26 protein-coding genes are annotated in these 25,683 nt (G+C 68.2%); 7 read left to right on the plus strand and 19 right to left on the minus strand.

The window, feature by feature from the left end; translation table 11 throughout:
- Window positions 1–231: 231 nt before the first annotated feature.
- The 11 genes from phoU to OC534_RS07365 all read right to left on the minus strand — a co-directional run bounded on the left by phoU (window position 232) and on the right by OC534_RS07365 (window position 10,485).
- Window positions 232–939 carry a phosphate signaling complex protein PhoU gene (gene phoU, locus OC534_RS07315; RefSeq protein ID WP_017356814.1) on the minus strand — a complete coding sequence of 236 codons (708 nt, stop codon included), beginning with the start codon at window positions 937–939 and terminating at the stop codon, window positions 232–234.
- Window positions 940–995: 56 nt separating this feature from the next.
- Entirely contained in the window at window positions 996–1,826 is an 831-nt protein-coding gene (pstB, locus tag OC534_RS07320; RefSeq protein ID WP_017356815.1) for a phosphate ABC transporter ATP-binding protein PstB, read from the minus strand.
- Between the two features lie 19 nt (window positions 1,827–1,845).
- The gene (gene pstA / locus OC534_RS07325; protein WP_017356816.1) at window positions 1,846–2,721 is read right to left on the minus strand and encodes a phosphate ABC transporter permease PstA; all 876 of its coding nucleotides are present in this window, start codon (window positions 2,719–2,721) and stop codon (window positions 1,846–1,848) included.
- Window positions 2,721–3,689 carry a phosphate ABC transporter permease subunit PstC gene (pstC, locus tag OC534_RS07330; RefSeq protein ID WP_017356817.1) on the minus strand — a complete coding sequence of 323 codons (969 nt, stop codon included), beginning with the start codon at window positions 3,687–3,689 and terminating at the stop codon, window positions 2,721–2,723. Before pstC ends, pstA begins: the two co-directional genes overlap by 1 nt.
- An 80-nt stretch (window positions 3,690–3,769) precedes the next feature.
- A complete protein-coding gene (gene pstS / locus OC534_RS07335; RefSeq protein WP_017356818.1) occupies window positions 3,770–4,861 on the minus strand; it encodes a phosphate ABC transporter substrate-binding protein PstS in 1,092 nt (363 codons plus the stop codon).
- A 294-nt stretch (window positions 4,862–5,155) separates the two neighbouring features.
- Window positions 5,156–6,175 carry a phosphate ABC transporter substrate-binding protein PstS gene (pstS, locus tag OC534_RS07340; protein ID WP_153164403.1) on the minus strand — a complete coding sequence of 340 codons (1,020 nt, stop codon included), beginning with the start codon at window positions 6,173–6,175 and terminating at the stop codon, window positions 5,156–5,158.
- Window positions 6,176–6,378: 203 nt separating this feature from the next.
- Entirely contained in the window at window positions 6,379–7,155 is a 777-nt protein-coding gene (locus OC534_RS07345; RefSeq protein ID WP_136004206.1) for a hypothetical protein, read from the minus strand.
- A 115-nt stretch (window positions 7,156–7,270) separates the two neighbouring features.
- The gene (locus OC534_RS07350) at window positions 7,271–8,482 is read right to left on the minus strand and encodes an OprO/OprP family phosphate-selective porin (protein ID WP_026070827.1); all 1,212 of its coding nucleotides are present in this window, start codon (window positions 8,480–8,482) and stop codon (window positions 7,271–7,273) included.
- Between the two features lie 181 nt (window positions 8,483–8,663).
- The gene (gene nth / locus OC534_RS07355; RefSeq protein ID WP_136004205.1) at window positions 8,664–9,338 is read right to left on the minus strand and encodes an endonuclease III; all 675 of its coding nucleotides are present in this window, start codon (window positions 9,336–9,338) and stop codon (window positions 8,664–8,666) included.
- Complete coding sequence (locus OC534_RS07360) at window positions 9,338–9,697, minus strand: hypothetical protein (protein ID WP_262071640.1); 360 nt, start codon at window positions 9,695–9,697, stop codon at window positions 9,338–9,340. The genes nth and OC534_RS07360 overlap by 1 nt, the downstream gene beginning before the upstream one ends.
- Window positions 9,698–9,702: 5 nt before the next feature.
- Window positions 9,703–10,485 carry an enoyl-CoA hydratase-related protein gene (locus tag OC534_RS07365; protein ID WP_153164401.1) on the minus strand — a complete coding sequence of 261 codons (783 nt, stop codon included), beginning with the start codon at window positions 10,483–10,485 and terminating at the stop codon, window positions 9,703–9,705.
- A gap of 169 nt (window positions 10,486–10,654) precedes the next feature.
- On the opposite strand from OC534_RS07365, the gene OC534_RS07370 reads away from it, so the two are divergent.
- The 3 genes from OC534_RS07370 to OC534_RS07380 all read left to right on the plus strand — a co-directional run bounded on the left by OC534_RS07370 (window position 10,655) and on the right by OC534_RS07380 (window position 13,182).
- Window positions 10,655–11,356, plus strand: a complete 702-nt coding sequence (locus tag OC534_RS07370) for an FKBP-type peptidyl-prolyl cis-trans isomerase (protein ID WP_017357558.1) — start codon at window positions 10,655–10,657, stop codon at window positions 11,354–11,356.
- Between the two features lie 120 nt (window positions 11,357–11,476).
- A complete protein-coding gene (locus tag OC534_RS07375; RefSeq protein WP_026071021.1) occupies window positions 11,477–12,280 on the plus strand; it encodes a CoA pyrophosphatase in 804 nt (267 codons plus the stop codon).
- Window positions 12,277–13,182 (plus strand): sulfurtransferase, encoded by a 906-nt coding sequence (locus OC534_RS07380; protein WP_136004201.1) that lies wholly within the window; start codon window positions 12,277–12,279, stop codon window positions 13,180–13,182. Before OC534_RS07375 ends, OC534_RS07380 begins: the two co-directional genes overlap by 4 nt.
- A gap of 13 nt (window positions 13,183–13,195) precedes the next feature.
- Here the strand turns inward: OC534_RS07380 and OC534_RS07385 are convergent, their stop codons facing one another.
- A complete protein-coding gene (locus OC534_RS07385; protein ID WP_262071624.1) occupies window positions 13,196–13,774 on the minus strand; it encodes an N-acetylmuramoyl-L-alanine amidase in 579 nt (192 codons plus the stop codon).
- A gap of 57 nt (window positions 13,775–13,831) precedes the next feature.
- On the opposite strand from OC534_RS07385, the gene OC534_RS07390 reads away from it, so the two are divergent.
- The 3 genes from OC534_RS07390 to OC534_RS07400 all read left to right on the plus strand — a co-directional run bounded on the left by OC534_RS07390 (window position 13,832) and on the right by OC534_RS07400 (window position 17,217).
- Complete coding sequence (locus OC534_RS07390) at window positions 13,832–14,362, plus strand: hypothetical protein (RefSeq protein ID WP_262071625.1); 531 nt, start codon at window positions 13,832–13,834, stop codon at window positions 14,360–14,362.
- Window positions 14,363–14,520: 158 nt separating this feature from the next.
- Window positions 14,521–16,665, plus strand: coding sequence for a bifunctional 23S rRNA (guanine(2069)-N(7))-methyltransferase RlmK/23S rRNA (guanine(2445)-N(2))-methyltransferase RlmL (gene rlmKL / locus OC534_RS07395; protein WP_026071020.1), 2,145 nt, complete (start codon window positions 14,521–14,523; stop codon window positions 16,663–16,665).
- 15 nt (window positions 16,666–16,680) lie between these two features.
- Window positions 16,681–17,217, plus strand: coding sequence for a GNAT family N-acetyltransferase (locus OC534_RS07400; RefSeq protein WP_136004196.1), 537 nt, complete (start codon window positions 16,681–16,683; stop codon window positions 17,215–17,217).
- 196 nt (window positions 17,218–17,413) lie between these two features.
- On the opposite strand, the gene OC534_RS07405 is transcribed toward OC534_RS07400, so the two are convergent.
- Genes OC534_RS07405 through OC534_RS07415 form a run of 3 tightly spaced genes read right to left on the minus strand, consistent with a single transcriptional unit; the run spans window position 17,414 to window position 19,700 of the window.
- Window positions 17,414–17,749, minus strand: a complete 336-nt coding sequence (locus OC534_RS07405) for a DUF3325 domain-containing protein (protein ID WP_153164399.1) — start codon at window positions 17,747–17,749, stop codon at window positions 17,414–17,416.
- Complete coding sequence (locus tag OC534_RS07410) at window positions 17,746–19,380, minus strand: PepSY-associated TM helix domain-containing protein (protein WP_153164398.1); 1,635 nt, start codon at window positions 19,378–19,380, stop codon at window positions 17,746–17,748. The genes OC534_RS07405 and OC534_RS07410 overlap by 4 nt, the downstream gene beginning before the upstream one ends.
- Window positions 19,377–19,700: a DUF3649 domain-containing protein gene (locus OC534_RS07415; protein WP_243746332.1), complete on the minus strand. Its 324-nt coding sequence runs from the start codon at window positions 19,698–19,700 to the stop codon at window positions 19,377–19,379. The genes OC534_RS07410 and OC534_RS07415 overlap by 4 nt, the downstream gene beginning before the upstream one ends.
- A gap of 439 nt (window positions 19,701–20,139) precedes the next feature.
- Between OC534_RS07415 and OC534_RS07420 the strand changes: the two genes are divergently transcribed.
- The gene (locus tag OC534_RS07420) at window positions 20,140–21,369 is read left to right on the plus strand and encodes an aminotransferase class V-fold PLP-dependent enzyme (protein ID WP_166472804.1); all 1,230 of its coding nucleotides are present in this window, start codon (window positions 20,140–20,142) and stop codon (window positions 21,367–21,369) included.
- Between the two features lie 6 nt (window positions 21,370–21,375).
- On the opposite strand, the gene OC534_RS07425 is transcribed toward OC534_RS07420, so the two are convergent.
- The 4 genes from OC534_RS07425 to OC534_RS07440 form a co-directional block, all read right to left on the minus strand.
- A complete protein-coding gene (locus OC534_RS07425) occupies window positions 21,376–21,777 on the minus strand; it encodes a DUF4124 domain-containing protein (protein WP_262071626.1) in 402 nt (133 codons plus the stop codon).
- A gap of 98 nt (window positions 21,778–21,875) precedes the next feature.
- Entirely contained in the window at window positions 21,876–23,168 is a 1,293-nt protein-coding gene (locus tag OC534_RS07430) for a DUF445 family protein (RefSeq protein WP_262071627.1), read from the minus strand.
- Between the two features lie 127 nt (window positions 23,169–23,295).
- A complete protein-coding gene (locus OC534_RS07435; protein ID WP_136004188.1) occupies window positions 23,296–24,171 on the minus strand; it encodes a plasmid replication/partition related protein in 876 nt (291 codons plus the stop codon).
- 92 nt (window positions 24,172–24,263) lie between these two features.
- Window positions 24,264–25,616, minus strand: a complete 1,353-nt coding sequence (locus OC534_RS07440) for an aspartate aminotransferase family protein (RefSeq protein ID WP_166472805.1) — start codon at window positions 25,614–25,616, stop codon at window positions 24,264–24,266.
- Window positions 25,617–25,683: the final 67 nt, after the last annotated feature.

The raw sequence follows: 25,683 nt of genomic DNA on the forward strand, positions 1-25,683 counted from the left end.
CCTCACACAGCATTCAACATTTCGTGAAGTGTGGGAGATTCCCATCGTGGCAATGCAACAGGACCCTGCGTACACGGCGGTCGCTCCGCGCGGGCCCCGCGCGGCCCAGCGGCCCCCGGCCGTCCATCCCCCGCGTGCGCCCCGGCACTCGACGGGGCGCATCTCGCGGATTCAAAAAAAAAGCCGCGACCCGAGGGCCGCGGCGTCTGCTCCCTGCATTGGCAGGATGCCTCAGACGTGATCGGTGCTGCTGGTTTCGTCGCGCTTCTCGCGCGGCGGCAGGGCCTGCTCGCCGTGCACCAGGAACCAGACGTTCTCGGCGATGTTGGTGGCATGGTCGCCCACGCGCTCCAGGTTCTTGGCCATGAACAGCAGGTGCGTGCAGGGGGTGATGTTGCGCGGGTCTTCCATCATGTAGGTGAGCAGCTCGCGGAACAGCGCGGTGTACTGTGCATCCAGGCGCGCATCGTCATCACGCAGGGCGAGGGCGGCGGCGGCATCGTTGTCGCGGTAGGCCTCGATGGCACGGCGGACCTGCTGTGCGGCCAGCCGGCCCAGCGAGCGCAGGCCCTGGATCTGCGGCAGCGGCGGGACCTTGCTCAGGGCGATCGAGCGCTTGGCGACGTTGGCGGCATAATCGCCGATGCGTTCGATGTCGGCCGGGATGCGCAGGCCGGCCAGGATCTCGCGGAGGTCGCGCGCCATCGGGCCGCGCAGCGCCAGACGCATCACATCGTGGCTGATCTGCTGTTCCAGGCTGTCGATGGCTTCGTCGTTGGCGATGATGCGCTGTGCCGCGTTCTCGTCGCGTTTCTCGATGACGTCCATCGACGCATCGAGCTGCGCCACGGCCATCTCGCCCATGCGCACGATCTCGGCCACCAGCCGCTGCTGCTCTTCGTCGTAGCTCTTGACGATATGGTCGTTGGGAAAGTTCATGATGATTCTCGTAGAGCCGGGCTCTGCCCGGCTGGATGATGTGGAGACGCAGGCGCTCAGCCAAACCGCCCGGTGATGTAATCCTCGGTCTGCTGCTTGTTGGGCTGCGAGAAGATCACTTCGGTGCGGTCGTGTTCGATCAGGTCGCCCAGATACATGAAGGCGGTGTAGTCGGACACGCGCGCGGCCTGCTGCATGTTGTGGGTGACGATCACGATGGTGTAATCGTGCTTGAGCTCTTCGACCAGCTGTTCGATGCGGCTGGTGGAGATCGGGTCCAGTGCCGACGTCGGCTCATCCAGCAGCAGCACGTCCGGGCGCAGCGCAACGGCACGGGCGATGCACAGGCGCTGCTGCTGGCCGCCGGACAGCCCCAGCGCGCTCTGGTTGAGCTTGTCCTTGACCTCGTCCCACAGCGCGCCTTGGCGCAGCGCCTGTTCGACGCGGTCGGTCATCTCCGACTTGGACAGCTTTTCGTGATGGCGGATGCCGTACGCGACGTTCTCGAAGATGGTCATCGGGAATGGCACCGGCTTCTGGAACACCATGCCGACCTTGCTGCGCAGGCGGTTCATCGGATACTTCGGCGAGAGGATGTTCTCACCGTCCAGCAGCACTTCGCCGCGTGCTTCCAGCTTGGGGTACAGCGCATAGATGCGGTTGAAGATGCGCAGCAGCGTGGACTTGCCGCAGCCGGACGGACCGATCAGCGCGGTGACGCGCTTCTCCGGGATCTCCAGGTCGATGCCCTTGAGCGCATGGAATTTGTCGTAGTAGAAGTCCAACCCGCGCGCGGCCAGCTTGATCGGCGCCGGGGTGTGCAGGCTTTCATGCGAGGCCGGGACCACGATGCGCTGCATCGGTACGGCGTTGGAGAGATCGTTCATGGCGATGTCCGTGGAAAGGTCAGTCATGGGAGATACGGTTGCGCAGCAGGATGCCGCGCGCAGAGAGGCTGACCAGCAGCACGAACACGGTCAGCACCAGGGCGCCGGCCCAGGCGAGCACCTGCCAGGATTCGTACGGGCTGCCCGCGAACTGGTTCATCACCACCGGCACCGAGGCCATCGGCTGGAACACGTTGCTGTTCCAGTACTGGTTGCCGAAGGCGGTGAACAGCAGCGGCGCGGTCTCGCCGGAAATGCGGGCCAGGGCCAGCAGGATGCCGGTGACGATGCCGGCGGCGGCGCTGCGATACAGCACCTGCACGGTCACCTTCCACTGCGGGATGCCGAGCGACAGCGCCGCCTCACGCATCTGCGACGGCACCAGTCGCAGCATCTCGTCGGTGGTGCGCACCACCACCGGCAGCACGATGAACGCCAGCGAGAGTGCACCGGCGAACGCCGAGAACTGTCCGCCGGTCTGCATCACGTACAGGGTGTAGACGAACAGGCCCAGCACGATCGACGGCGCCGAGAGCAGGATGTCGTTGACGAAACGCACCACCGTGCCGGCCTTGCGGAAGTTGCCGTACTCGGCCAGCCAGGTGCCGGCCAGCACGCCCAGCGGGGTGCCGATCGCGATCGCCAGACCGCACATCACCGCGCTGCCGAAGAAGGCGTTGGCGAGGCCGCCCTCCTGCATGGGGGGCGGGGTCATCCTGGTGAACAGGTCCAGGTTGATCCCGGCCAGGCCCTTGGAGGCCAGCGTCCACAGAATCCAGCCGAGGAAGAACAGGCCGAACAGCGCGGTCAGGCAGGACATCAGCAGCGCGACCACGTTGACGATGCGGCGGCGCAGGTACAGCGGTTGTGCGGCGGACGGGGCGATGGTGGACATCAGTTGCCCTCCTTGCGGGCGAGGCGCATCAGCATCAGGCGGGCAATGGCCAGCACAACGAAGGTCACGATGAAGAGCACGAAGCCGAGCAGCAGCAGTGCCGAGCGGTAGGTTTCGGTGGCCTCACCGAAATCATTGGCAATCAGCGCGGCGATGGTGGTGCCGGGCTCGAGCAGCGAGGGCGACAGGCGCACGCTGTTGCCGATCACGAAGGCCACCGCCATCGTTTCGCCCAGGGCGCGCCCCAGGCCGAGGAAGATGCCGCCGATCACCGCCGAGCGGGTGTAGGGCAGCACGATGTCCCAACTCACTTCCCACTTCGTGGACCCCAGCGCGTATGCCGATTCCTTCAGGCGGGTGGGTACGGTCAGGAACACTTCGCGCATGACCGAGGAGATGAACGGGATCACCATGATCGCCAGCACGAAGCCGGCCGTGAGCACGCCGATGCCCAGCGGCGGGCCCTGGAACAGCGGACCGATGACCGGCAGTGTGCCGAGGTGGTCGTTGAGGAACGGGGTGACGTATTCGGTCATCACCGGCACCAGCACGAACAGGCCCCACATGCCGTAGATGATCGACGGAATGCCGGCCAGCAGTTCGATGGCGGTACCGACCGGACCACGCATCCACCGCGGGGCGACTTCGGTCAGAAAGAAGGCGATGCCGAAGCTCACCGGCACGGCGATGATCATGGCGATCAGCGCGGTGACCAGGGTGCCGTAGATCGGCGCGAGCGCACCGAACTTGTTTTCGACCGGATTCCATTCGGACGAGTAGAAGAAGCTCAGGCCCTGCTCCTGCAGGGCATGGCGGCCGCCCCACAGCATCGAGAGCGCGGCGCAGGCCAGGGCGACCAGCACCAGAACGACGGTGGTGATCAGTACCCAGCGGAACAGTGTGTCGTTGCGGGCATCACGCAGGTCGCGGAGGGACGGTGCGGGAACAGGCTGGGCAATGGCATTCATGGGAAAGGCAGGGGCCCGAGAGGTGGGGTGCGGCGTGGTGGCGACAAGGGAGGGCCCGCGCGGCGCGCGGGCCCGGGTTGTCATTTGAATTCAGCGGCCCAGTAGGCTTCGATCTGCGTCACCAGTTCGGCGGGCAGCGGCACGTAGTGCAGTTCGTTGGCCTGCGTCTGGCCCTTTTCAAAGGCCCACTTGAAGAACGCCAGGGTGTCCTTGCTGCGCTGGGCATCCTTGGGCTGCTTGTGCATCAGCATGAAGTTGGTGGCGGTGATCGGCCACGCCTGGTCGCCCGGGGCGTTGGTGATGACCAGGTTGAAGTCCTTGGCGCTGGCCCAGTCGGCGCTGGCGGCCGCGGCGGCGAAACTCTCCGCACTCGGCTGCACCCAGTTGCCGGCGGCGTTCTGCATCGAGGCGTACGGCATGCCGTTCTGCAGCGCGTAGGCCAGTTCGACGTAGCCGATCGAGCCCTTGATCTGCTTCACGTACGAGGCCACGCCTTCATTGCCCTTGCCACCCACGCCGTCCGGCCACTGCACCGAGGTGCCTTCGCCGACCTTGCTCTTCCAGTCCGGGCTGACCTTGGACAGGTAATTGGAGAAGTTGAAGGTGGTGCCCGAGCCATCCGAGCGGTGGACCAGGGTGATCTTGCCGTCGGGCAGTTTCACGCCCGGGTTGGCGGCAACGATGGCCGGATCGTTCCAGGTCTTGACCTTGCCGAGGAAAATGTCGGCCAGCAGCGCGCCGCTCAGGCGCAGCTTGCCGGCGTCCAGGCCCTCGATGTTCACCACCGGGACCACGCCGCCGATGGCGGACGGGAACTGGCCCAGGCCGGCCTGGGCCAACTCTTCGCTGCTCAGCGGCTTGTCGGAGGAACCGAAGTCGACGGTGCCGGCCTTGATCTGGGCGATGCCGCCACCCGAACCAATGGACTGGTAGTTGATTTTGGCGCCGGTGGCCGCGTTGTAGTCGGCCGACCACTTGGACACCAGCGGGAAGATGAAGGAGGCACCGGCACCGGAGATCTCGGCGGTGAGCCTGTCGCCGGCGGCAGGCGCGGCGGCGGGGGTGTCGGCGGCCGGCGCGGCAGCCTGGCCTTCAGCGCCCGGCTTGCAGGCGGAAAGGCCCAGCGCGATGGCCAGGGTAAGGGCGGTCAAGCCAGCCGTGTGCAGTTTCATGCGTCACTCCGTAGCGGGATGGGGGCCGGTCTCTCCGGCGACGCTGCTATGAAATGATGTTTTTGTTACAGCCGTATGACGACGTGACCGGACGCACGGGAAAGCCCGGTGGGACGGGGGCCGGCGATGGCACGTGCGGAAAAAGAAAAGGCGCGGATCTTGCGATCCGCGCCCGGCGGCGGCAGGGGGAGAGAGGACCTGCCGCCGCCATTGCCTTGTCCGTCGATCCGGCCGGGTACCGGCCAATGGCGGTACCCGGCCGGGGTGGGTCACGACCGTGGTCGTGACGGCACCTCAGTACTTCAGATTCTGCGACCAGTACGTCTCGATCTGCTTGACCAGGGTGTCCGGCAGCGGCACGTAATCGAGCTGCTTGGCCTGGGCGTCGCCGTTCCGGTAGATCCAGCGGAAGAACTCCTGCGTGGCCTTGGCGTTGGCGACGTTCTTGGGCTGCTTGCGGACCAGGATGAAGTTGGTGGCGGTGATCGGCCACGCATCGGCGCCCGGCGCGTTGGTCATGACCAGGTAGAAGTCCTTGGCGCTGCCCCAGTCGGCGCTGGAGGCTGCGGCGGCGAAGGAGGTGTCGCTCGGCAGGACGATCTTGCCGGCGGCGTTCTTCATGGCGGCGTAGGACATCTTGTTCTGCAGCGCGTAGGACAGCTCGACGTAGCCGATGCCCCCCTTGATCTGCTTGACGTACGCGGCGACGCCTTCGTTGCCCTTGCCACCGATGCCGACCGGCCACTGGACCGAGGTGCCTTCACCAACCTTGCTCTTCCACTCCGGATTGACCTTGGAGAGGTAGTTGACGAAGTTGAAGGTGGTGCCGGAGCCGTCCGAGCGGTGCACGACGGTGATCTTGCCGTCCGGCAGCTTGACGCCCGGGTTCAGCGCGGCGATGGCCGGGTCGTTCCAGGTCTTGATCTTGCCCAGGAAGATGTTGCCCAGGGTCGGCCCATCCAGCTTCAGTGCGCCCGGCGCGATGCCGGCCACGTTGATCACCGGGACCACGCCGCCGATCACCGACGGGAACTGGGCCAGCCCGGCCGAGGCCAGCTCTTCCGGCTTCAGCGGGGCGTCGGAGGAGCCGAAGTCCACCGTCGCCGCCTTGATCTGGGCAATGCCGCCGCCCGAACCGATGGACTGGTAGTTGACCTTCTTGCCGGTAGCGGCGCTGTAGTCGGCCGACCACTTGGACATGACCGGATAGATGAACGAGGCGCCCGCGCCGGTGACATCGGCGGCATTGGCGGCAAACACGGACGACGCGGCGAGGACGACAACGGCGGCGCGCGACTTGAAGGCGTGGATCACGGGATGGCTCCTGGGATGGATGACGGTGCGGGGTGTCCCGCCCGGCGCCCATTCCATAACGGTTCGATGACAGCGCAGCGTCTGTCATATGACGCAACCGTGACAGGGTGCGGCATCGCCCCGCGACGCCCGGAGCAGGGGCGTTGTCGGCGTCATAAAGTGCACTGCGTCACGCAGCTTCGCGCAGACCGGGTGCCCCCCCCTCAGTAGGGACTGAGGGCATCCAGGAAGGGGTAGGCGCGGCCATCGTGGCGCAGCCGGTAGCTGCGTTGGACCGCGGGCGCGTCGCTGTCCACGCAGGTTTCGCCGCGCACGGCGCTGCGTCGCGCCACCTGCCGCTCGCGGACGATCAGGTCGGCAAATCCCGGTGGGCGCGGTGCGCCGACCTCCAGGGTGCGCGTGGTGGTCTGGAACTCGCCGGCGCAGCGGGTATCCCACTCTCCCTGGGCGATGTCCACGCTGATCGGCTGGGTCAGCACCTGCAGGTGGCCCGGCGTGTAGGCGATCAGGCGCAGCCGGGTTTCCGAATACGGGTTGGGGCTGGACGCGCCGGTGAAGCGGGTACGCACGCCGAAGGTCCAGTGTGCGTCGTCGAGCCGATAGCGGGCGGTATCCAGGGCAACGCCGTCGAAGCGGACGGCGTCGCTGTCGACCGCGCCGCGCAGCACGCTCCAGGCGCGCGGGGTGGCGCTGGCCGTATCGATCACCATCAGTTCCAGGTCGCCGTCGGGCGCGTCCGGCAGGCTGTCGCGGTCATTCCAGACCGGCACGGCCAACAGCGTCAGCTCCGGGTGCGCTGGCCAGACGCGGCAGGTGCCCGCCTGCGGCGCACGGCGCCAGCCCGCGCGGTCGGGAAGCACGGTGCCTGGGCGGACAGCGTAGGCGTGCTCGATCACCGCGATGGCGTCGGTGCACTGCTGGGCATGGGCGGCTGGCGTGGCGCTCGCAAGCACAGGCAGGAGCAGCAGGGTGGGGCGCATCGGGCCGTCCGTGGGAAAGTGGCCGCACAGCATACGCAGGCGACACGGCATGCAGGCCCAACGAAAAGGGGCGCAGCCTGCGCTGCGCCCCTGGAGTGCATCGATGCCGCAGGGCTTACCAGAAGAACTGCAGGCGGGCTTCGAGGATGTTCGGGTCGTCGTTGACGAAGCCGCGGGCCGACGAGCTGTACTTCTTGCTGTCCACCATCACGTAGTTCAGGGCGAACTTGGTGTTGGAGCGCCAGTAGTAGTTCACGCCGACGGTCCAGATGTTCATCTTGCCACCGAGCACGCCGTCGACGATCGGCGGACGGCCGGCCACGGGGTTGGCAGTGAGGTTGCCATCGTTGAGATCCATCTGGTCGTAGCGCGCGCCCAGCTGCCACATGCCGCGGCCCGGTTCGTCCGGCAGGCCGGTGGTCGGGGTGCCGCCCTTGTAGCCCCAGCTCTCGCCGGTGATGTTCCACAGGCCGCTCACGTAGAAGCCGTCGCTGCTGTAGTTGTCGTGGCTGTAGCGCTTGGCCTTGCTGGTGTAGTACTCGGCCTGGGCCTTGAACGGGCCGCCGATGTACATCGCTTCGGCACCCAGCGTGCTGACGCGGTCGGTATCGACCAGGTTGCCGCTGTCCACCAGACGCACGGTGGCCAGGTCGGCGTTCGGACGGGCGCGCACGCGCAGGGTGTCCGCATCGGTGTCGTAGTCGACGTAGCTCAGGCCGAAGTGCAGCACCTGGCCCTTCTCGTTGATCGGCGCCCAGGTACCACGCGCGCCGTAGCCGCTGCCGTGGGCCAGGTTGCGCGTCAGCTCGCGGCCGAAGGCGCTGGCGGTGACCGACCAGTTGCTGTCGCCGATACTGTAGGCACCGCCGAGGCGACGGGCCACGGCGTAGGTGTTGGTGACCGCCGCCTTGGAGATGAAGTCGTTGTTCTTGGTGCTGGACAGTTCTTCCAGGCTGTTGGGCTGCTTGAACTGGCCGAACTGCACGAAGTGGTTGGCGTTGCCGGCCAGCTTGTACTTCAGGTTGGTGTCCAGGAACTTGTCGGCCTTGGCATCGTAGCCCACCACCCATTCCACGTTGCCCGGGCCCTTGCCCTTGAGCACCAGCTCGGCGCGGCGCAGCTCGAACTCGCTGTTCTTGCCGTTCCCGGCATCGCCGCCGTTGAGGTCGGTCAGATCGTTGTCGAACCAGTTGCCGTCGGCCTGGACCAGGCCTTCGAAGGTGATCTCCGAACCGCCGATCACGTCGATGGCCACTTCAGCGTGAGCGGCCGGCACGAACAGCGCAGCCGCCACGGCCGCAGTAAGAAGTTGGCGATGCAGTTTCATGGAAAGGAGCCTTGCAGGCAGGTGGGAAGATGCTGCGCAGGCTAATTAGTGAAGATTGCGTAAATGTGACAGTTTCAGACAAACCGTCGTTTGCCGGACCCCACGGCCCGGCAGGGCTTTACATGAATGCCCGGCGCAGATGACCGCCGGATTGCGTACAGATGGCAATCGCCGCCGGGGGTCAGGCGGCGGTTTTTTCCCTGTAGCGGCACAGGTCGCGGATCACGCACTGCGGGCAATCCGGCTTGCGTGCCTTGCACACGTAGCGGCCATGCAGGATCAGCCAGTGGTGTGCGTCGAGCAGGAACTCGGCGGGGATCACCTTGACCAGCAGGTCCTCCACCGCGCGGACGTCCTTGCCAGGGGCCAGCCCGGTGCGGTTGGCCACGCGGAAGATGTGGGTGTCCACCGCCATCACCGGCTCGCCGAAGGCGGTGTTGAGCACCACGTTGGCCGTTTTGCGGCCCACGCCCGGCAGCGCCTCGAGGGCGGCGCGATCACGGGGCACCTCGCCACCGTGGTCGCGGATCAGCAGTGCGCAGGTGGCGATCACGTTCTTCGCCTTGGCGTTGAACAGCCCAATGGTGGCGATGTACTTCTTCAACCCGTCTTCGCCCAGCGCGAGCATGGCCTGTGGCGTGCTGGCCACCGGGAACAGCTTGCGCGTGGCCTTGTTGACGCCCACGTCGGTGGCCTGCGCCGACAGCGCCACCGCGATCAGCAGTTCGAACGGCGTGCTGTATTCCAGCTCCGTGCGCGGATGCGGATTGAGCTCGCGCAGACGCGTGAACATCTCGATCACATCGGCCTTGGGCATGCGTGCGGAGCGCGGCGCGGCCTTGCTGACGACGGCCATCAGGTGCCGTTCCCGGCCGCCCGGGCCTTGGCGCGGGCGAGGATGGCCGCCGCCGCCGACGGCAGCGCCGGCTTCGCATCCGGCGTGGTCGCCGCCGGTGCCCGCCGCGCGTCGCGTTCGGCGGCACGGCGGCCCAGGCGTACCGCGCGCTGGCGGTAGCGCTCGCGCGCAGCCCACGCTCGCGTGAGCTGCTGCTGGGCCTGCAGCAGGCGCACGGGCAGGTCCGGATGGCCGGGCACCCGCTGGGCGTCGCCAGGGTGTGGCACGTAGTCCATCAAGCCGGCCGCGAGTGCGCCGTCGACGTCGTCGTCCAGCAGCAGCATCCACAGCCGCGTGGGCAGGTCAGGGTCGGTGGCCATCATCATCAGCGGTTCTGGAACACCGGCGGACGGCGGGCCAAGAAGGCGGCGGTGCCTTCGCGCATGTCCTCGGTAGCGAACATCAGCCCGAACTGCGCGGTTTCGTAGGCCAGACCTTCGCCCAGCGCACACTCACCGCCGATATGGACGGCATCGAGGATGCCGCGCAGCGCCAGCGGCGCGGCGTGCGCAAGCTGCTGGGCCAGCGCCTGCACGCGTGCATCCAATGCATCGGCAGCCACCACTTCGTTGACGATCCCGAACTGCAGTGCGCGCGCGGCCGTGATCGGTGTGCCAAGCAGGCACAGTTCCAGCGTCGCGGCGCGGCCGCACAGACGCAGCAGGCGCTGGGTGCCGCCGAAGCCGGGAATCAGCCCGAGATTGATCTCCGGTTGGCCGACTTTGGCGGTTTCGGCAGCGATGCGCAGGTGGCAGGCCATCGCCAGTTCCAGGCCGCCGCCCAGCGCAAATCCGTTGATCTTCGCGATCACCGGCTTGGGCATGCGCTCGATGCAGCGCATCAATTTCTGCCCCAGCGCCGAGAAATCACGTCCCTGAACCGCGCTGAGTCCGTTCATTTCGGCGATGTCCGCCCCGGCCACGAACGCCTTCGGACCGGCCCCGGTGAGCACTGCCACCCGGACCGCCGGATCGGCGGCTGCCGCCGAAAACGCGCTGTATAGCGCTTCCAGCGTAGCCTTGTCGAGGGCATTGAGCTTGTCCGGGCGGTTCACGGTGAGGGTGCGGATGGCGCCGTCATCGGTCACGGCGAGGGGCGAATCGGCCACGGCGGGGCTCCTGGAAAAACGTTAAAAAAAAGTGAGGTTGAACTCTTGAAACGAAGTCAGGTCAGAGCTTGCGTCGTTAGTGGCGGTTCAACGTTGCGGCGGCTATCCTAACCCGTCGCCTCAGGGCGGCCCAACGCGTCCTGAGTTACCACCCCTGGAGAAATGTTTGATGAAGTTGCGTTCTATCGCGGTCGCCGTCGCGGCCCTGGCCCTGACGGGCAATGCCTTCGCCCAGGACACCTCGTCCGAAAAGGGCAAGCTGAGCTATTACTTCGGTTACGACTACGGCAACAATCTGGCTGAGCTCACCTCGCGTGGCGAACAGCTGGACATCAACTCGGTGGTGAAGGGCCTGCAGGATGCCTACGCCAAGAAGCAGCCGGCGATCACCGCCGAGCAGCTGAAGCCGGCCGTCGAAGCCTTCCAGAAGCGTGAGCAGGGTCGTGCGCAGGCCGCCAAGGCCGAGTACGACAAGGCCGCTGCCGAGAACAAGACCAAGAGCACCCAGTTCCTGGCTGCCAACAAGGCCAAGGCCGGCGTGCAGACGCTGCCGAGCGGCGTTCAGTACCGCGTGGTCGAAGCCGGCACCGGCGCCAAGCCGACCCAGGCCAGCACCGTGCAGCTGGAAGTCGCCGGTCCGTACCCGTACGGCACCCGTCCGGCTGAAGCCCGCCCGGCGCAGCAGATCCCGGCGATGAAGGTCAGCGAAGTCGAAATGAAGGCCATGCGCGAAGCGCTGCTGCTGATGCCGGCCGGCTCGAAGTGGGAAGTGACGCTGCCGCCGGAACAGGCCTATGGTGCCGATCCGCGCACGCCGTTCCCGCCGAACGTCGCCGTGCAGTTCGAAATCAAGCTGATCAGCGTCAAGTAAGATCAGGCAGTCACAAAAACGCGCCGATGGAAACATCGGCGCGTTTTTGTTTGCTGTCACCGCGCGCTCCGCGCTCTCGATCCAGCCTGCCAATCGCGCTACTGTTGCACGGTGCAATCACTGGACGATCCCCCGCGTGCCGTACCCACCCCCTGTATCGGTATCTGCGCGCTGGACAGCGCCGATATCTGCGCGGGGTGCCTGCGCACCGTGGATGAAATCACCCGCTGGCGAACGATGAGCCGTCACGAACAGACCCATGTCATGCAGCATACGCTGCCATTGCGCGAGCAGTTGCGGCAGTCGCTGCGCGGTTCGCTGGCCGAGCACGCGCGGCTGATGCGCGCGCTGCATCCGCTGGATGCGCCGCCGACTGGCGAGGGCTGGAACCGCAGCGAGCTGAGTGACCTGCTGCCGCCCGGACCGCCGGTCGAGGCGGCGGTGTTGGCCGGCATCATTCCGCGCGAGGGCGGTGCCCAGGTGCTGTTGACCAGACGCACCGATACTTTGCGCCATCACGGCGGCCAGGTCGGCTTTCCCGGTGGACGGATGGAGGCGGACGACCGCGACGCCGTGGCCGCGGCGATCCGCGAGAGCGATGAGGAAATCGCGCTCAAGCACGATCAGGTGCACGTGCTCGGTTACCTGGATCCATTCGTCACCATCACCGGTTACCGGGTGATGCCCGTGGTGGCCGTGATCGATCCGGCATTCGTCGCCGTGCCGCAGCCGGATGAAGTGGCCGAAGTGTTCGAGGTGCCGCTGAGCTATCTGATGGAGCCCGCCAACCTGCACCAGGTGGAGATCGACCACCGCGGCCGCATCCGGCATGTGCTGGAGTACGGCTGGCCGGGCCAACGCATCTGGGGCGCCACCGCCGCCATTCTCTACAACCTGCGTCGCCGCCTGGAGCAGACCGAATGACTTCCACCGCGTTTTCCTGGACCGCCCTGGTCGATGTCGCCGCCCTTGCCGATGCTCTGCAGCAGGGCGGGGCACGCGTGCTCGACGCGCGCGCAACCGCCAGCACCGCCGTGCGCGTGGTCGATGCGCGCTTCTCGCTGGGCGACCCGCAGTCGGGCGCGCAGGCCTATGCCCAGGGGCATCTGCCCGGTGCACTGTACGCCGACCTCAACCGCGACCTGGCCGACATGGGCAAGCACGGCCAGGGACGCCACCCGCTGCCGGACAGCGCGGACTTCGCCGCGCGGCTGGGGCAGTGGGGTATCGCGCCGGAAACCCAGGTGGTGGTCTATGACGCAGGGGATGGCAGCATGGCCGCCGCGCGGCTGTGGTGGCTGCTGCGGCTGATCGGGCACCGTCGGGTCGCCGTGCTCGATGGTGGACTGGCCGCGTGGCAGGCCGCCGGCCTGGCGCTGACCGCCGAGGTGCCGCAGGTGCCGGCGTTGCCGCCCTATCCCGGCCAGTTCGACCGCAGCCAGATCGCCTCGGCTGGCGAAGTGGCCGCACGCCTGAAGCACGCACCGGGCTGGTTGCTGGATGCCCGGGCCGGCGAGCGTTTCCGCGGCGAGGTGGAGCCGCTGGACCCCATCGCTGGGCACGTCCCCGGCGCGGTCAACCGCCCGTTCGCGTTGAACGTCCACGACGGACGCCTGCGCCCGGCGGCGGATCTGCAGGCCGCGCTGCGCCCGCTGATCGGCACCCACGATCCGGGCCAGGTGGTGCTGATGTGCGGCTCGGGCGTCACCGCCTGTCATCTGCTGCTGGCGATGGAAGTGGCCGGCCTGCATGGCGCCCGCATCTACGCCGATTCGTGGAGCGGGTGGGTCAGCGATTCCAGCCGCCCGGTCGCCACCGGCCCCTGAAACACCTCCCGGGTCAGGGGCGGTGCGCATCCAACGGTTGCAGCGGCAGCGCCGCCAACACGCGCGGCCACGGGAACAGCGGCCCGGGATCGCGCTTGCGCGGCACGCGCCGCTCGGGGTCGTCGCTGGCCACTTCCTCGCGGGTATCCAGCCATTCGTGACCGGCGATGTGCCGCAGCCCGGGCAGCGTGTCGCACAGGTGCTGCAGCAGGTCGATCAGCGCGGCGAGCTGCGCCTCGGTGTACGGCTCGTCCATCGCCTGGTGGCGTGAATCCAGCCAGTGCGGGTAGCGGCCGGTGTTGACCAGCTCGATGCCGACCGAGCGCGGGTTGTAGCCGCTGACATGGTGGGCGATGCGGTCCAACGCCACGTACTGGACGATGCGGCCATCGCGGTCGATGTAGTAGTGCCCGCTGTTGCCGCTGCCGCTGTCGTACAGCACGCGCTCACCGTACTGGCGGGCCATCGCCAGGTCGGGCAGCTCGGTGCAGTGGATGACCACCAGATCGATGTCGGCCGGCGCGCGCGCGCCCAGCCGTGCCACGTAGGGCAGGGGCTGAAGGTCGATCGGGGGCGGTGCGCGGCCGGGCATGGCGCGATGCTAGCATTCCGTCATGAACGCTCATATCCACTCCCACAGGACGCGTGCATGAGCCGCGGCCACTGCATCCTTTCCCACGGGTTCGAAAGCGGCCCGGACGCCACCAAGGTGACCGCGCTGGCCGAGGTCGCCCAGCGGCTCGGCTGGACGCACGAACGCCCCGACTACACCGATCTGGACGCGATGCGCGCGGTAAGCAGCGTCGGCGACGTCCGCGCCCGCCTGCAGCGTCTGGCCGGCCTGGCCACGGCGGCTGCCGCACGTGGCCCGGTGGTGCTGGCCGGTTCCAGCCTGGGCGCCTACATCTCGGCCATTGCCTCGCTGCAGGTGCCCACCCGTGGTCTGTTCCTGATGGTGCCGCCGACCACGATGGGACCGATGCCGGCGCTGGATGCCGCCCCGGTGCCGACCAGCGTGGTGCACGCCTGGCACGATGAACTGATTCCGCCGGCACAGGTCATCGCCTGGGCGCAGGCCCGTTCGGCGCGCCTGCTGCTGGTGGACGACGGGCACCGGCTGAACAATCACGTCGAGGCCTCGGCCCTGGCGTTCGAGGACCTGCTGCAGTCGCTGGGGTGAGGGGGGAGCCGGCCAGCGCCCGGCACCCCCCACGCCACACGCCCCCGCCAGCCGGGCAGAGCCCGGCTCTACCGTACAATGGCCGTCCCGGCGTCGCGCCGGGTCGCTTGCCGTGCCCGGTGGGCACCTCCTTTCCGCTGACCTGCGATACCGATTCCGTGAAATTCTTTGTTTCCTGCGCCAAGGGCCTGGAGTACCTGCTCGCCGACGAACTGCTGGCGCTCGGCCTGGACAAGGCCACCGCCACCATCGCCGGCGTCAACGCCGAAGGCGAGCTGCCGCAGGCACTGAAGGTGGTGCTGTGGTCGCGCCTGGCCAGCCGCGTGCTGTGGCCGCTGACCGAGTTCGACTGCCCGGACGAAGGCTCGCTGTACCAGGGCGTGTCGGCGATGGCGTGGGACCAGCACATCAGCCCGGAGCTGACCCTGTCGGTGGACGCGCACGTGTCCGGGACCGAGATCACCCATGCGCGCTTCGCCGCGCAGCGGGTCAAGGACGGCGTGGTCGACAGCCTGCGCGCCAAGGGCCTGGAACGGCCGTCGGTGAACACCGAGTTCCCCGATGTGCGCATCAATCTGTCGCTGCGCAAGGGCCGGGCAAGCATCTCCATCGACCTCGGTGGTGGCCCGATGCACCGCCGTGGCTGGCGCATGGCGCAGAACGAAGCGCCGCTGAAGGAAAACCTGGCCGCGGCCGTGCTGATGCGCGCCAACTGGCCCAAGATCCACGCCGAAGGCGGTGGCCTGCTCGACCCGATGTGCGGCAGCGGCACGCTGCTGATCGAAGGCGCGCTGATGGCCGCCGACGTCGCGCCGGGCCTGCAGCGCCACGGCAGCATTCCGCCCAGCCGTTGGCTGGGTTTCGACCGCGACGCCTGGAACACGATGATGGCCGAGGCGCGCGCTCGAGAGACGGCCGGGCGTGCCGCGCTCAAGCAGGTGATCCACGGCAGCGACATCGATCCGCATGCGATCCGTGCCGCCCGGGAAAATGCCGAGACCGCCGGCGTGGCCGAGGCGATCTGGTTCGGCGTGCGCGATGTGGCCGACATGCAGGTGCCGCCGCAGGAAACCGGCTGCGTGGTGTGCAACCCTCCGTATGACGAACGGCTGGCCGCCGATGCGGTGCTGTATCGCCGACTTGGCGATGCGCTCAAGCGTGCGGTGCCGCAGTGGCGGGCCAGCCTGCTGTGTGGCAGTGCCGACCTGGCGTTCGCCACCGGCCTGCGCGCCAACAAGAAGTACCAGCTGTTCAACGGGGCGATCGAATGCGCGCTGATCGTCTGCGATCCGATCGCGGTGCCGCAGCGCGACAACGCCGGCCAGCCGCGCGAGCTGAGCGAAGGCGCGCAGATGGTGGCCAACCGCCTGCGCAAGAACATCAGGAAGTTCAAGAACTGGCGCGCCCGCGAGGCAATCACCTGCTACCGCGTGTACGACGCGGACCTGCCCGAGTACGCGGCCGCGATTGACGTGTACGAAGAAGACGCCGGCGCGCGCCGCACGTTCCTGCACGTGCAGGAGTACGCGGCACCGGCGACGATTCCCGATGTCGATGTGCGCCGCCGCCGCAACGAGCTGCTGTCGGCCGCGCGCGAGGTGTTCCAGGTGCCGGCCGAGCAGGTCGCGCTGAAGTCGCGCGAGCGCGGCAAGGGCGGCAGCAAATACGGCCGCTTCGAACAGCGCGGTGAGTTCGTGCTGGTCCGCGAGAATGACGCACTGCTGCGGGTGAATCTGTTCGACTACCTCGATACCGGCCTGTTCCTGGATCACCGCCCGCTGCGCTGGCACATGGCCCGGGAAGCGGTCGGCAAGCGCTTCCTCAACCTGTTCTGCTACACCGGCGTGGCCAGCGTGCAGGCGGCGGTCGCGGGAGCGGCGTCGACCACCAGCGTGGACCTGTCCGGCACCTACCTGCAATGGTGTGCCGACAACCTGGCGCTGAACGGCAAGGGCGGCAGTCAGCATCAGCTGATCCAGGCCGATGCGCTGGCCTGGCTGGAAGCCGAACGGCACCGCTTCGACGTGATCTTCTGCGATCCGCCGACCTTCTCCAACTCGGCCCGCGCCGAGGACTTCGACGTCCAGCGCGAGCACGTGCGCCTGCTGCGGGCGGCCGTGGCGCGGTTGAGCCCGGAAGGCGTGCTGTACTTCTCCAACAACTTCCGCCGCTTCAAGCTGGACGAAGAAGCGATCAAGGAATTTGCCGAGTGCACGGAAATCTCCGCCGAGACCATCGGCGATGATTTCGAGCGCAATCCGCGCATCCACCGCGCCTGGGAACTGCGCCGCTACGGCGCGTGACGGCAAGGGGCTGACATGGACGACAGCCAGCTTCTCGCCGACGGACTGCTGCTACGTCCGTTCGAGGATGGCGATGCCGCCGCGTTCGCCGCGGCGGTGCGGGAATCGGCCGAGGGCATGCGGCGCTGGATGCCGTGGTGCTCCACCGATTACGGCGCCGAGCAGGCACTGCAGTGGTTCCAGGCCTGCCGCGACGGCCGCGCAGCGGCCACCGCCCATGAGTATGGTGCGTTCGACCCGGATACCGGCGCGTTTGTCGGCGGCGCCGGGCTCAACGCCATCCGGCACGATCACCGCTTCTGCAATCTGGGGTACTGGGTGCGGCAGTCTCGCCAGGGCCAGGGCATCGCCACGCGCGTCGTGCACGCGCTGGCGACCCACGCGTTCGCGCACATGGGCATGCAGCGGGTGGAGATTGTCGTGGCGGTGGGCAACCTGGCCAGCGAGCGGGTGGCGGTGAAGTCCGGGGCGCTGCGCGAGAGCGTGGCGCGCAACCGGCTGGTCATCGATGGCCAGTCTGCACCGGCCCACGTGTTCTCGCTGGTGCCCTGACCTGCGGTGGCGGCACCGGATTCCGGCCGCGCGCCGTGCGCGTCACACCATCAGAAGGCGGCCTTGCGCCTACGCCAAGGGTCGATGAGCGCGCTCATACCCGCCGACTGCGGCCTGCCAGTACAGCGGGAGCCCGAGGTGGTCTTCGAGCCGCCACTGGCGACAGGGGCAGCGCTGCATCGCGCCGGTCTGCACGTCAGCGCGCGAACAGCGTCACCGCCAGCCCGACCGCCGGCAACGCCCACGCCAGCGGCGCGATCCAGCGGGGGCGGAAGGGGTACAGCCCGAACGCGATCAGAATGCCGCTGATCGTCAGCGCCCCGAGCCACAGCACCGGGCCGGCGGCCCAGCCGTGGTCCACCACACACAGGCCGAACGACAGCGCCAGCAACGCCCAACCCAGCCAGCGCCATGCGCGCCTGCGGGTCGGCGTAGCGGCGGCCTTGCCGTGCAGGTCCGCCTGGTGCCTGTCCATCGCCAGCGACAGGGCAGTGAACGCCGAGAAGCTCACGGTGATCGCCAACAGCATCATGCGCCCACCTCCGCGCCGGCATGCTGCTGCGCCTTTGCCGCCGCCTGCCGCTTCTTTCCGGCCGCGCTCAGCGCCGGCTGCCAGCGCTGCATGCGCAGGCCGCAGTAGGCGAGCATCGCGCCGAAGGCGAGCATGGTGAGGTCGAACCCGGCCAGCACCCAGTCGCCGCTGCGCAGGGTCACGCCCAGGTGCGCGTGGGTGGTCAGCGCGTTCACCACCGGGATCAGCGCGAACAACGCCGCGCCCAGGTACAGCTGCCAGGCCCACATCATCCGCTTGGGCCAGATGAACGCGGCCAGCAGCGCCGCGCCCCACGCGTAGAAGAACACGTCGGCTTCGGCCGTCGACCGTTCGGCCATCTGCAGCGGCAGCAGCCGGTTGCCCCAGAAGTACGCCGCGAAAGCGATCGGCAGGCCGGCCACCGCGCCGATATTGAGCGCATCCACCAGGCGCAGACCAAAGCCGATCTTCCCCGACTTGGCATGCTTGGGCCGTTCCTTGACCGCCCACAGCACCACGCCGCTGGCGACCATCAGGCAGCCAACCAGCCCGGACAGGAAGAACAGGGCGCGCAGGCCCCAGTCGGCAAAACGCGCCAGGTGCAGGCCGTACATCACGCCACGGGTCTGGGTGGCGCCACCGGCGGCCGGACTGGCCTCGAGCAGCGCACCGGTCACCGCGTTGTAGCGCAGCGACGGCGTATCCACCGAAAGGCGCTTGCCGTCGCGCTGCTGGATGTCGATCACCGCGTTGGCCGCGCCCGGGTGGTACAGGGTGAAGCCGCCCACGTCGGCGCCCTTCCATTCGGCGCGCGCGCTGTCCAGCAGCTGCTGTATCGGCAGTGCCACAGCACGTCCCTCGGACGGCGTATCAATGTCGGCCAGGCGCGCGAACGCCTCGCTGAAGAACGCGTCCTCATCCTTGGGGTAGGCCACGCTCACGCCCCACGGCAGGTACATGAACATCAGTGTCACGATGCCCGTGTAGGTGATCATCGCGTGGTAGGGCAGGGCCATCACCGCGCTGACGTTGTGGAAGTCCAGCCACGAACGCAGGCCCTTGTCCTTCCGGAACGTAAAGAAGTCCTTGAAGATCTTCTTGTGGGTGATCACCCCGGTGATGATCGCCACCAGCATGAACATCGCGCAGAAGCCCACGAGGTAGCGCGCCCACAGCACCGGGATGTAGTGCAGGTCAAAGTGCAGGCGGTAGAAAAAGTCGCCCCCGCGGGTCTCGCGCGCGGCCACTTCCTGACCACTGTTGGGGTCCACCGTGGCGTCGCCGAAACGCCCGCCGCCGCGGCGGCGGCGCTTCTCGCCCTCCGCCGGCGGCTTGACCATCGATTCGGGATTGCGCCAGAACATCCGCATCGCGGGGTTGCGCGGGTCGGGCAGGCTCACGTTCCAGCTTTCGGCCTGGGGCGCCTTGTGCTGCAGGAAGATGATCGCGCGCTCGGCCGCCACATCGGCGTCGACCGTGCTGCGCGGCAGCTCCGGGCGCATCCAGCGGCTGATTTCCTCGCGGTAGTAGCTGGCCGTGCCGGCCATGAAGATCAGCAGCAGCAGCCACCCGACCAGCAGGCCGGTCCAGGTGTGCAGCCACGCCATTGATTGGCGGAATCCGTTCTTCATGCGCCCGCCCTCATCACAGCGGTGCCCAGCCAGAACAGTGCGGTGGGCATCAGGATGCCGACCCAGGCGCGCAGTGCGGTGCGCGTGGCGAATGCCCACAGGGCGGCACACGCGCACAGCGCGATGGCGACCAGCATGCCGGTCAGTACCGCCTGGCCGCGGGCGATCGGCAGCGCGACGGCGAAGAACATGGCGCAGGTCGCTGCCAGCGCATAACCCCCCAGGATCGCGGCCATCGAGCGCGACAGCACGCCCAGCCAGGGGCGGGCGAACACGGCGGTGAAACGGGTATGCCAGCTGGCGTTGGGCGTGCTGTTCACGGAAACCTGCCATAGCGAGTCGAACAACGGGCATCACCAGCCGCAGCCGGTGACAGGTAATGGTGGCCGTCCGTGGCCGGGGCGGCGCCGTGCCGGCGCGTGGCCGGCAGGTCCGCATCCAATGCCGCGGTGGCAGCATCCAGCGCAGGGGCAGCCGCACACTGCGCGGTTCCGCCCACCCGGCAACGGGATGGCGCAGGCACGCCTGCCTCCGCCCGTCTGCCCGCTGCCGGTCACGGGGACACTGCCGTTGGCGGCACACCCGGGGACGGACGCGGATGGCGTGGGGCAGTACACGGGGCGAAGCGAGCCCGTGCACATCGCGCGGCACTGGCCGGGTGGGGCTGGGCATACAACCAATGCGTGAATGATAGTCATTATCATTACGTTCGACAAGCGTCATCAGTCCGTTCGATGGTGACGCTGCGATACTGTGGTGATGGACGCTTGCGAATGGCTTGACCGTGCCGATGTGCCGGACCCGAACGGGCGTACGCCCGACGACCTTGCCGCCGATGACCGGTGGTGGCAGCGGGTACAGGCGCTGTACGACCTGGACGATGCGGTGGTGATGCTCGACAACGGCTACTGGGGCGCGATGGCGCGGCCGGTGCTGCAGGCCTGCCAGGACTGGACGGCGCGGGTGAATGCAGGCAACGCCTGGTTCGGTCGGCGGGCATTTCCGCCGCTGCTGGAGCAGGCACGCGCGCAGGTGGCGGGGATGCTCGGCGTGGACCCCGACGAAATCGCGATCACGCGCGGTGCGACCGAGGCCATGCAGGTGCTGATCGCCGGGTACCGCCGGCTCTCGCCGGGCGACACGGTGATGCATGCCGACATCGACTACGACAGCATGATCACCGCCATGCAGTGGCTGGGCGAACGACGCGGGGTGCGCAGCGTAGCAATTGCCATGCCGGAGCCGTTCACCCACGCGGCGGTGCTGGAGACCTATCGCCAGGCGCTGGCGGCGCACCCGCGCACGCGGCTGCTGCTGTTGACCCACGTCAACCACCGCAACGGCATGCTGCTGCCCGTGGCGGATATCGCCGCGCTCGCCCGTGCCGCCGGGGTGGAGGTGGTGCTGGATGCGGCGCACGGCATCGGCCAGGTCGATACCGTGCTCCCGGCGCTGGGCGTGGCGTTTGCCGGCATCAATCTGCACAAGTGGATCGGCGCGCCGGTCGGGTTGGGCGCGTTGTACATCCGGCGCGACCGTATCGCCGATGTGGCCCCCTACCTGGGCGAGCATGACGACGGCCGTATCGATGCGCGGGTCCACACCGGCACGCTCAACTTCGCCGCGTGCCTGGCCCTGCCCACGGCGCTGGCCCTGCACGCGCGGATCGGCGTGGCCAACAAGCGGGCGCGGCTGCTGCGGCTGCGCAATCAGTGGCTGGAGGCGCTGCACGGGGACGACCGCATCGAACGGCTGGCCTCGCCGGACCCGCGTCTGTCCAGCGCGATCGCCGCATTCCGCCTGCGCGGTCAGACCACGATGGCGGCCAACACCGCTACCGCCGAACGCATGCTGCGCGGGCATGGTGTGTTCGTGGTGCCGCGCGACGGCCTGGCATCGGGCGCCTGTCTGCGCGTGACGCCCGGGATATTCACCCCGCCGGCGCAGATCGAGACGCTGGTGGCGGCGATACGTGCGGTGGCTGGCTGAGGCGGGTCAGCGCGCGGCGCAGGCCTGGCGTACCGCGTCGTTGACGCGCTGCGGAGCCTTCTGCCCGCTGAGGGTTTCGGCCAGATCGCGGCGGAAGCGCAGTTCCTCGCATTTCTCCGGATCGGCGGCCCCATCGATCACCGTGCCGCGGATCGGCGCAGCCGTGCGCCCGGCGTCGGCCTGCATGCGTTGGCGTGCCTCGTACAGTTCGCGCTGCGCGCGGCTGCGCTCTTCCCAGCTGAGCTTGGGGTCCTTGATGATCGGCCGCGTCACGCCGGTGTCCTGGTCGGCCGGGCAGGGCACCGACTGGTAGACGGTCTGTCCGTTGGCCGCGCATTTGTAGATGCGCCCGGCCTCGGCGTTGCCCGCCAGCGCGCACAGCGCCAGCAGCACGATGGTGTTGCGCATGGATCCCCCCAGGCAGGCCACTCCGGCCCCGAATGCGCCGCAGAATACGTGAGCTGCGGCACAAAAACACCCGGTCAAAGCGTCAAGTACGCCGTTCTCTACCAGTGCAGCCAGACGGTCAGGGCGTGCAGGAGCAGGCCGATCAGCCCGCCGACCAACGTACCGTTGAAACGGATGAACTGCAGGTCGCGGCCTACGCTCAGTTCCAGCTGTTCCACCAGGTGGCGTTCGTCCCAGCCTTTGACGGTCTGCGCGATGTGCTGGGTGACGCCCTCGCGCAGGCGGCTGGTGAGACGTTCGGCGCCGTCCATCAGATGCTGGTTGAGCGCCTCGCGCAGGGCCGGATCGTCCTGCAGCGATTGTCCGACCGCGGCCAGGCTGCGGCGCAGGTGGCCGGCCAGCGCCGAGTCCTCGCTGGCGAGGTCCTCGCGCAGGCTGGCATGGATGCGCGCCCACAGGCCCTGCACATAGTCCTGTACCGCAGGGTGGTCGATCATCTGCTGCTTGAGGTCCTCGACCCGGGCCGCCAGTGCCGGATCGCTGCGCAGGCGCTGGATGTACTGGCCCAGCCACATTTCGTAATCGCGCCGCAGCGGATGCCCCGGCTGTGCCAGGATCTGCTGCAGTTCGGCCAGCACCGCATGCGCGAGCCGTTCGGCCAGGCTGTCGCCGATTTCATCGATGGGTTTGACCCAGTTGACCGTGCTGGCCAGCTTGGGCCACTCGCGCTGGATGTAGCGCACGATCAGCGCCGACGCGCGCTGCTTGACCGCTTCGTTGCCCAGCCAGTCGCCGACCCGGGTCAGGCCCTCGTCCAGCACCCGCTGGTGCCGGTTGTCGGCGGTCAGCAGGCCCAGCAGCTCGCCGGCCGTGGCAGCCGCGTTCCATTGCCGCAACTGCTGGATCACGAAGGCCTGGATGCTGCGCCGGACCGCCGCCTCGTCAAGGAAATCCAGCGCCTGCAGCGCCCAGCCGCGCGCCATGTCGGCCAGCATCCGCGCCCGCGCGGGCTCGGCCAGCCAACTGCCCAGCCGGCTGGCCGGGTCGAACACCTGCAGCCGCGCCAGCAGCGCCTGGGGTTCCAGGAACTGGTCGCGCACGAATACCGCCAGGCTGTCGGCGATACGGTCTTTGCTGTGCGGAATGATGGCCGTATGCGGGATCGGCAGGCCCAGCGGGCGGCGGAACAGGGCCACCACCGCAAACCAGTCCGCCAGCGCACCCACGGCGGCGGCTTCGCAGAACGCGCCAACCCACGCCCAGACGCCTCGCTCGCCCATCCAGTGGCTGAGCACGAAGCCGGCCAGCATGGCCAGCAGCATCGCCAGCGCGATCAGTTTGAGGCGACGCAACTGGCGTCGGCGTGGGTCGGGGGTCGAAAGGGGCGTCATCCCGGCAGTCTACCCAACGGCAGGGCGTTCCCTGCCGAAACGCCGGGCGTGCGGACCAATGAACCGCACCCGCCCGGGGACCGCACTCCACCGCGATGCCGGCCGTTGGCCGGCAACGCGATGAACCTCAGGCCTCGGCCAGCTGCCGGCGCAACGCCGCCAACTGCTGGCGCAGGGTGTCATTTTCCAGCGTCAGCGCGATCACCCGCTGGCGCAGCTCGGCCGGGCCTTCGCCCAAGGCGGTGAGCGCATCGGCGATTTCGGCGGCGCGGCTCGGGTCGACCTCGGCGTCTTCGTCCGCACTGTGCAGCACCTCCTGCGCTGGCTTGCGCGGCTTGCGCTTGGCGTCGCGCACGCGCTTGGCGGCCTGCTTCAGCTCATCCTTGCCCGCCGCAGCCGCCGCGCGCTGCTCGTCTTCAGGCAGCGCCGCCACCGCGGCGGCGGCGCTGATCGAGATCACGCCGGTCTTCACCGCTTCCACCAGTTCCGGCGCGGCCTGCTTGTGGATGCGCTCGATCATCGTGACCTGGCTGTTGCTCAGGCGCGCTTCGCGGGCCATCTCGGCCCGGCTCACCTTCGGTGCCGGCGCCCACGGCGGGCTGTCGGCATCGTCGGCAGCCGCGTCGGCGGTGGCCGTGCCATCGCTTTCCTTCTGCAGCTGCGCCTGTTCCAGGCGATGGCGCTCGGCCAGGATGTCGCGTTTGCGCAGGGCCAGCACGCCGCGCTGGAAATCCGAGACGCTGCGGCGGCCCAGGTGCTGCTCGATCATCCACAGGTGCACATCGTCCATCGACTGGAAGCGCGTGTTCTGCACGGTCTGGAACGGGAGGTTGTGCTTGCGGCAGATGCCGTAGCGGTTGTGGCCGTCCACCAGCACATCGCCCCACAGCACCAGCGCATCGCGGCAGCCCTCGGCCAAGATGCTGCGCTCCAGCGCGTCGTGCTCGTCCGCGGTCAGTGGGTCGATGTAGGCCTTGAGTTCTTCTTTGACGACAATGTCCATGCAATCCGATACGCGAGCCAAACGTGACCGACCATTGTAGTGCCGGTCGCCCGCCGGCACCCTGATCGACATGAACCGCGTCGGGCTTGACATCACCGGGTGGCGCGGATCACCTCTCCCAGGATGTCCACGATCCGGTCGATCTGCGCCTTGTCGATGATCAGGGGTGGCGACAGGGCGATCACATCGCCGGTGCAGCGCACCAGCAGTTGCCCGTCGCGGAAGCAGCGCTCGAACACGTCATAGCCGCGGCTGCCCGGCGCGTCCTTGCGCGGCGCCAGTTCGACGGCGCCGATCAGACCGAACGTGCGGATGTCGATCACGTGGGGCAGGCCGCGCAATCCGTGCAGGCGGGTCTGCCAGTACTCGCCCAGTTCGATGGCACGCTGGAACAGGTGTTCCTCCGCATACGTGTCCAGCGCCGCCAGTGCGGCGGCGCAGGCCAGGGGGTGACCGGAATAGGTATAGCCGTGGAAGAACTCGATCGCTCCCGGCGGACCCTGCATGAAGGCCGCATGGATCGCGTCGCTGGCCAGCACCGCGCCCATCGGCACGCTGCCGTTGGTCAGGCCCTTGGCCATCGTCAGCAGGTCCGGGGTGACCCCGAACCGCTGCGCGGCGAAGGCGTTGCCGACCCGGCCGAAACCGGTGATGACCTCATCGAACACCAGCAGGATGCCGTGCTGGTCACAGATTTCGCGCAGTCGCTGCAGATAGCCCGGGGCTGGCAGGATCACGCCGGCCGAGCCGGCAATCGGCTCGACAAAGACCGCCGCGATGGTGGACGCGTCGTGCAGGGCGATCAGCCGCTCCAGGTCCTCGGCCAGCTCGGCGCCATACCGGGGCAGGCCGGGACTGAACGCATTGCGCTCCAGGTCCAGGGTATGGCGCAGGAAATCGCTGCCGGCCAGCAGCGGGCCGAAGGTCTTGCGGTTGTTGGGCAGGCCGCCGATCGACAGACCGCCAAAGCCGACGCCGTGGTAGGCCTTCTCACGGCCGATGAAGCGGGTGCGCTGCCCGTCGCCCCGCAGGCGATGGTAGGCCAGCGCGATCTTCATCGCGGTGTCGACCGCTTCGGAGCCGGAGTTGGTGAAAAACGCATGATTCAACGTCGCCGGCGCCAGCGCGGCCAGGCGCTGGGCCAGCACGAACGGCAGGGGCGAGCCCATCTGGAAGGGCGGCGCGAAGTCCAGCGTCGCTGCCTGCTGCTGGATCGCCTGCACGATGCGTGGCCGCGCGTGGCCGGCGTTGCAGCACCACAGTCCGGCGGCGCCATCCAGGATCGGGCGGTCGTCGACATCGTGGTAGTACATGCCCTCGGCCCGCACCAGCAGGCGGGGGGCCGCCTTGAACTGGCGGTTGGCGGTGAACGGCATCCAGTACGCGTCGAGATCGGCCGGCATCTGCCGGGACAGCGCGCTCAGTGACGATTCGGAACGAGGCATGGCGGCTCCGCAGGGTCTGGATGGTCACGACTCTATCGCAGACGCGTCACGGCGTGCCGTGAGGGCG

Source organism: Stenotrophomonas sp. Marseille-Q5258 (assembly GCF_946900935.1).
In the GTDB taxonomy this organism is placed as follows: domain Bacteria; phylum Pseudomonadota; class Gammaproteobacteria; order Xanthomonadales; family Xanthomonadaceae; genus Stenotrophomonas; species Stenotrophomonas nematodicola.

What these genes read in the sequence shown, in the direction of transcription:
- OC534_RS07370 (WP_017357558.1), top strand. Translation starts at nt 10,655, where the DNA reads ATGAAGTTGCGTTCTATCGCGGTCGCCGTCGCGGCCCTGGCCCTGACG.
- pstA (WP_017356816.1), bottom strand. Translation starts at nt 2,721, where the DNA reads ATGTCCACCATCGCCCCGTCCGCCGCACAACCGCTGTACCTGCGCCGC.
- OC534_RS07410 (WP_153164398.1), bottom strand. Translation starts at nt 19,380, where the DNA reads ATGAAGAACGGATTCCGCCAATCAATGGCGTGGCTGCACACCTGGACC.
- OC534_RS07425 (WP_262071626.1), bottom strand. Translation starts at nt 21,777, where the DNA reads ATGCGCAACACCATCGTGCTGCTGGCGCTGTGCGCGCTGGCGGGCAAC.
- OC534_RS07430 (WP_262071627.1), bottom strand. Translation starts at nt 23,168, where the DNA reads ATGACGCCCCTTTCGACCCCCGACCCACGCCGACGCCAGTTGCGTCGC.
- OC534_RS07435 (WP_136004188.1), bottom strand. Translation starts at nt 24,171, where the DNA reads ATGGACATTGTCGTCAAAGAAGAACTCAAGGCCTACATCGACCCACTG.
- OC534_RS07350 (WP_026070827.1), bottom strand. Translation starts at nt 8,482, where the DNA reads ATGAAACTGCATCGCCAACTTCTTACTGCGGCCGTGGCGGCTGCGCTG.
- OC534_RS07345 (WP_136004206.1), bottom strand. Translation starts at nt 7,155, where the DNA reads ATGCGCCCCACCCTGCTGCTCCTGCCTGTGCTTGCGAGCGCCACGCCA.
- OC534_RS07420 (WP_166472804.1), top strand. Translation starts at nt 20,140, where the DNA reads ATGGACGCTTGCGAATGGCTTGACCGTGCCGATGTGCCGGACCCGAAC.
- phoU (WP_017356814.1), bottom strand. Translation starts at nt 939, where the DNA reads ATGAACTTTCCCAACGACCATATCGTCAAGAGCTACGACGAAGAGCAG.
- OC534_RS07440 (WP_166472805.1), bottom strand. Translation starts at nt 25,616, where the DNA reads ATGCCTCGTTCCGAATCGTCACTGAGCGCGCTGTCCCGGCAGATGCCG.
- OC534_RS07380 (WP_136004201.1), top strand. Translation starts at nt 12,277, where the DNA reads ATGACTTCCACCGCGTTTTCCTGGACCGCCCTGGTCGATGTCGCCGCC.
- OC534_RS07360 (WP_262071640.1), bottom strand. Translation starts at nt 9,697, where the DNA reads ATGGCCACCGACCCTGACCTGCCCACGCGGCTGTGGATGCTGCTGCTG.
- pstC (WP_017356817.1), bottom strand. Translation starts at nt 3,689, where the DNA reads ATGAATGCCATTGCCCAGCCTGTTCCCGCACCGTCCCTCCGCGACCTG.
- nth (WP_136004205.1), bottom strand. Translation starts at nt 9,338, where the DNA reads ATGGCCGTCGTCAGCAAGGCCGCGCCGCGCTCCGCACGCATGCCCAAG.
- OC534_RS07390 (WP_262071625.1), top strand. Translation starts at nt 13,832, where the DNA reads ATGAGCCGCGGCCACTGCATCCTTTCCCACGGGTTCGAAAGCGGCCCG.
- OC534_RS07400 (WP_136004196.1), top strand. Translation starts at nt 16,681, where the DNA reads ATGGACGACAGCCAGCTTCTCGCCGACGGACTGCTGCTACGTCCGTTC.
- pstS (WP_017356818.1), bottom strand. Translation starts at nt 4,861, where the DNA reads ATGAAACTGCACACGGCTGGCTTGACCGCCCTTACCCTGGCCATCGCG.
- OC534_RS07405 (WP_153164399.1), bottom strand. Translation starts at nt 17,749, where the DNA reads ATGATGCTGTTGGCGATCACCGTGAGCTTCTCGGCGTTCACTGCCCTG.
- OC534_RS07385 (WP_262071624.1), bottom strand. Translation starts at nt 13,774, where the DNA reads ATGCCCGGCCGCGCACCGCCCCCGATCGACCTTCAGCCCCTGCCCTAC.
- pstB (WP_017356815.1), bottom strand. Translation starts at nt 1,826, where the DNA reads ATGAACGATCTCTCCAACGCCGTACCGATGCAGCGCATCGTGGTCCCG.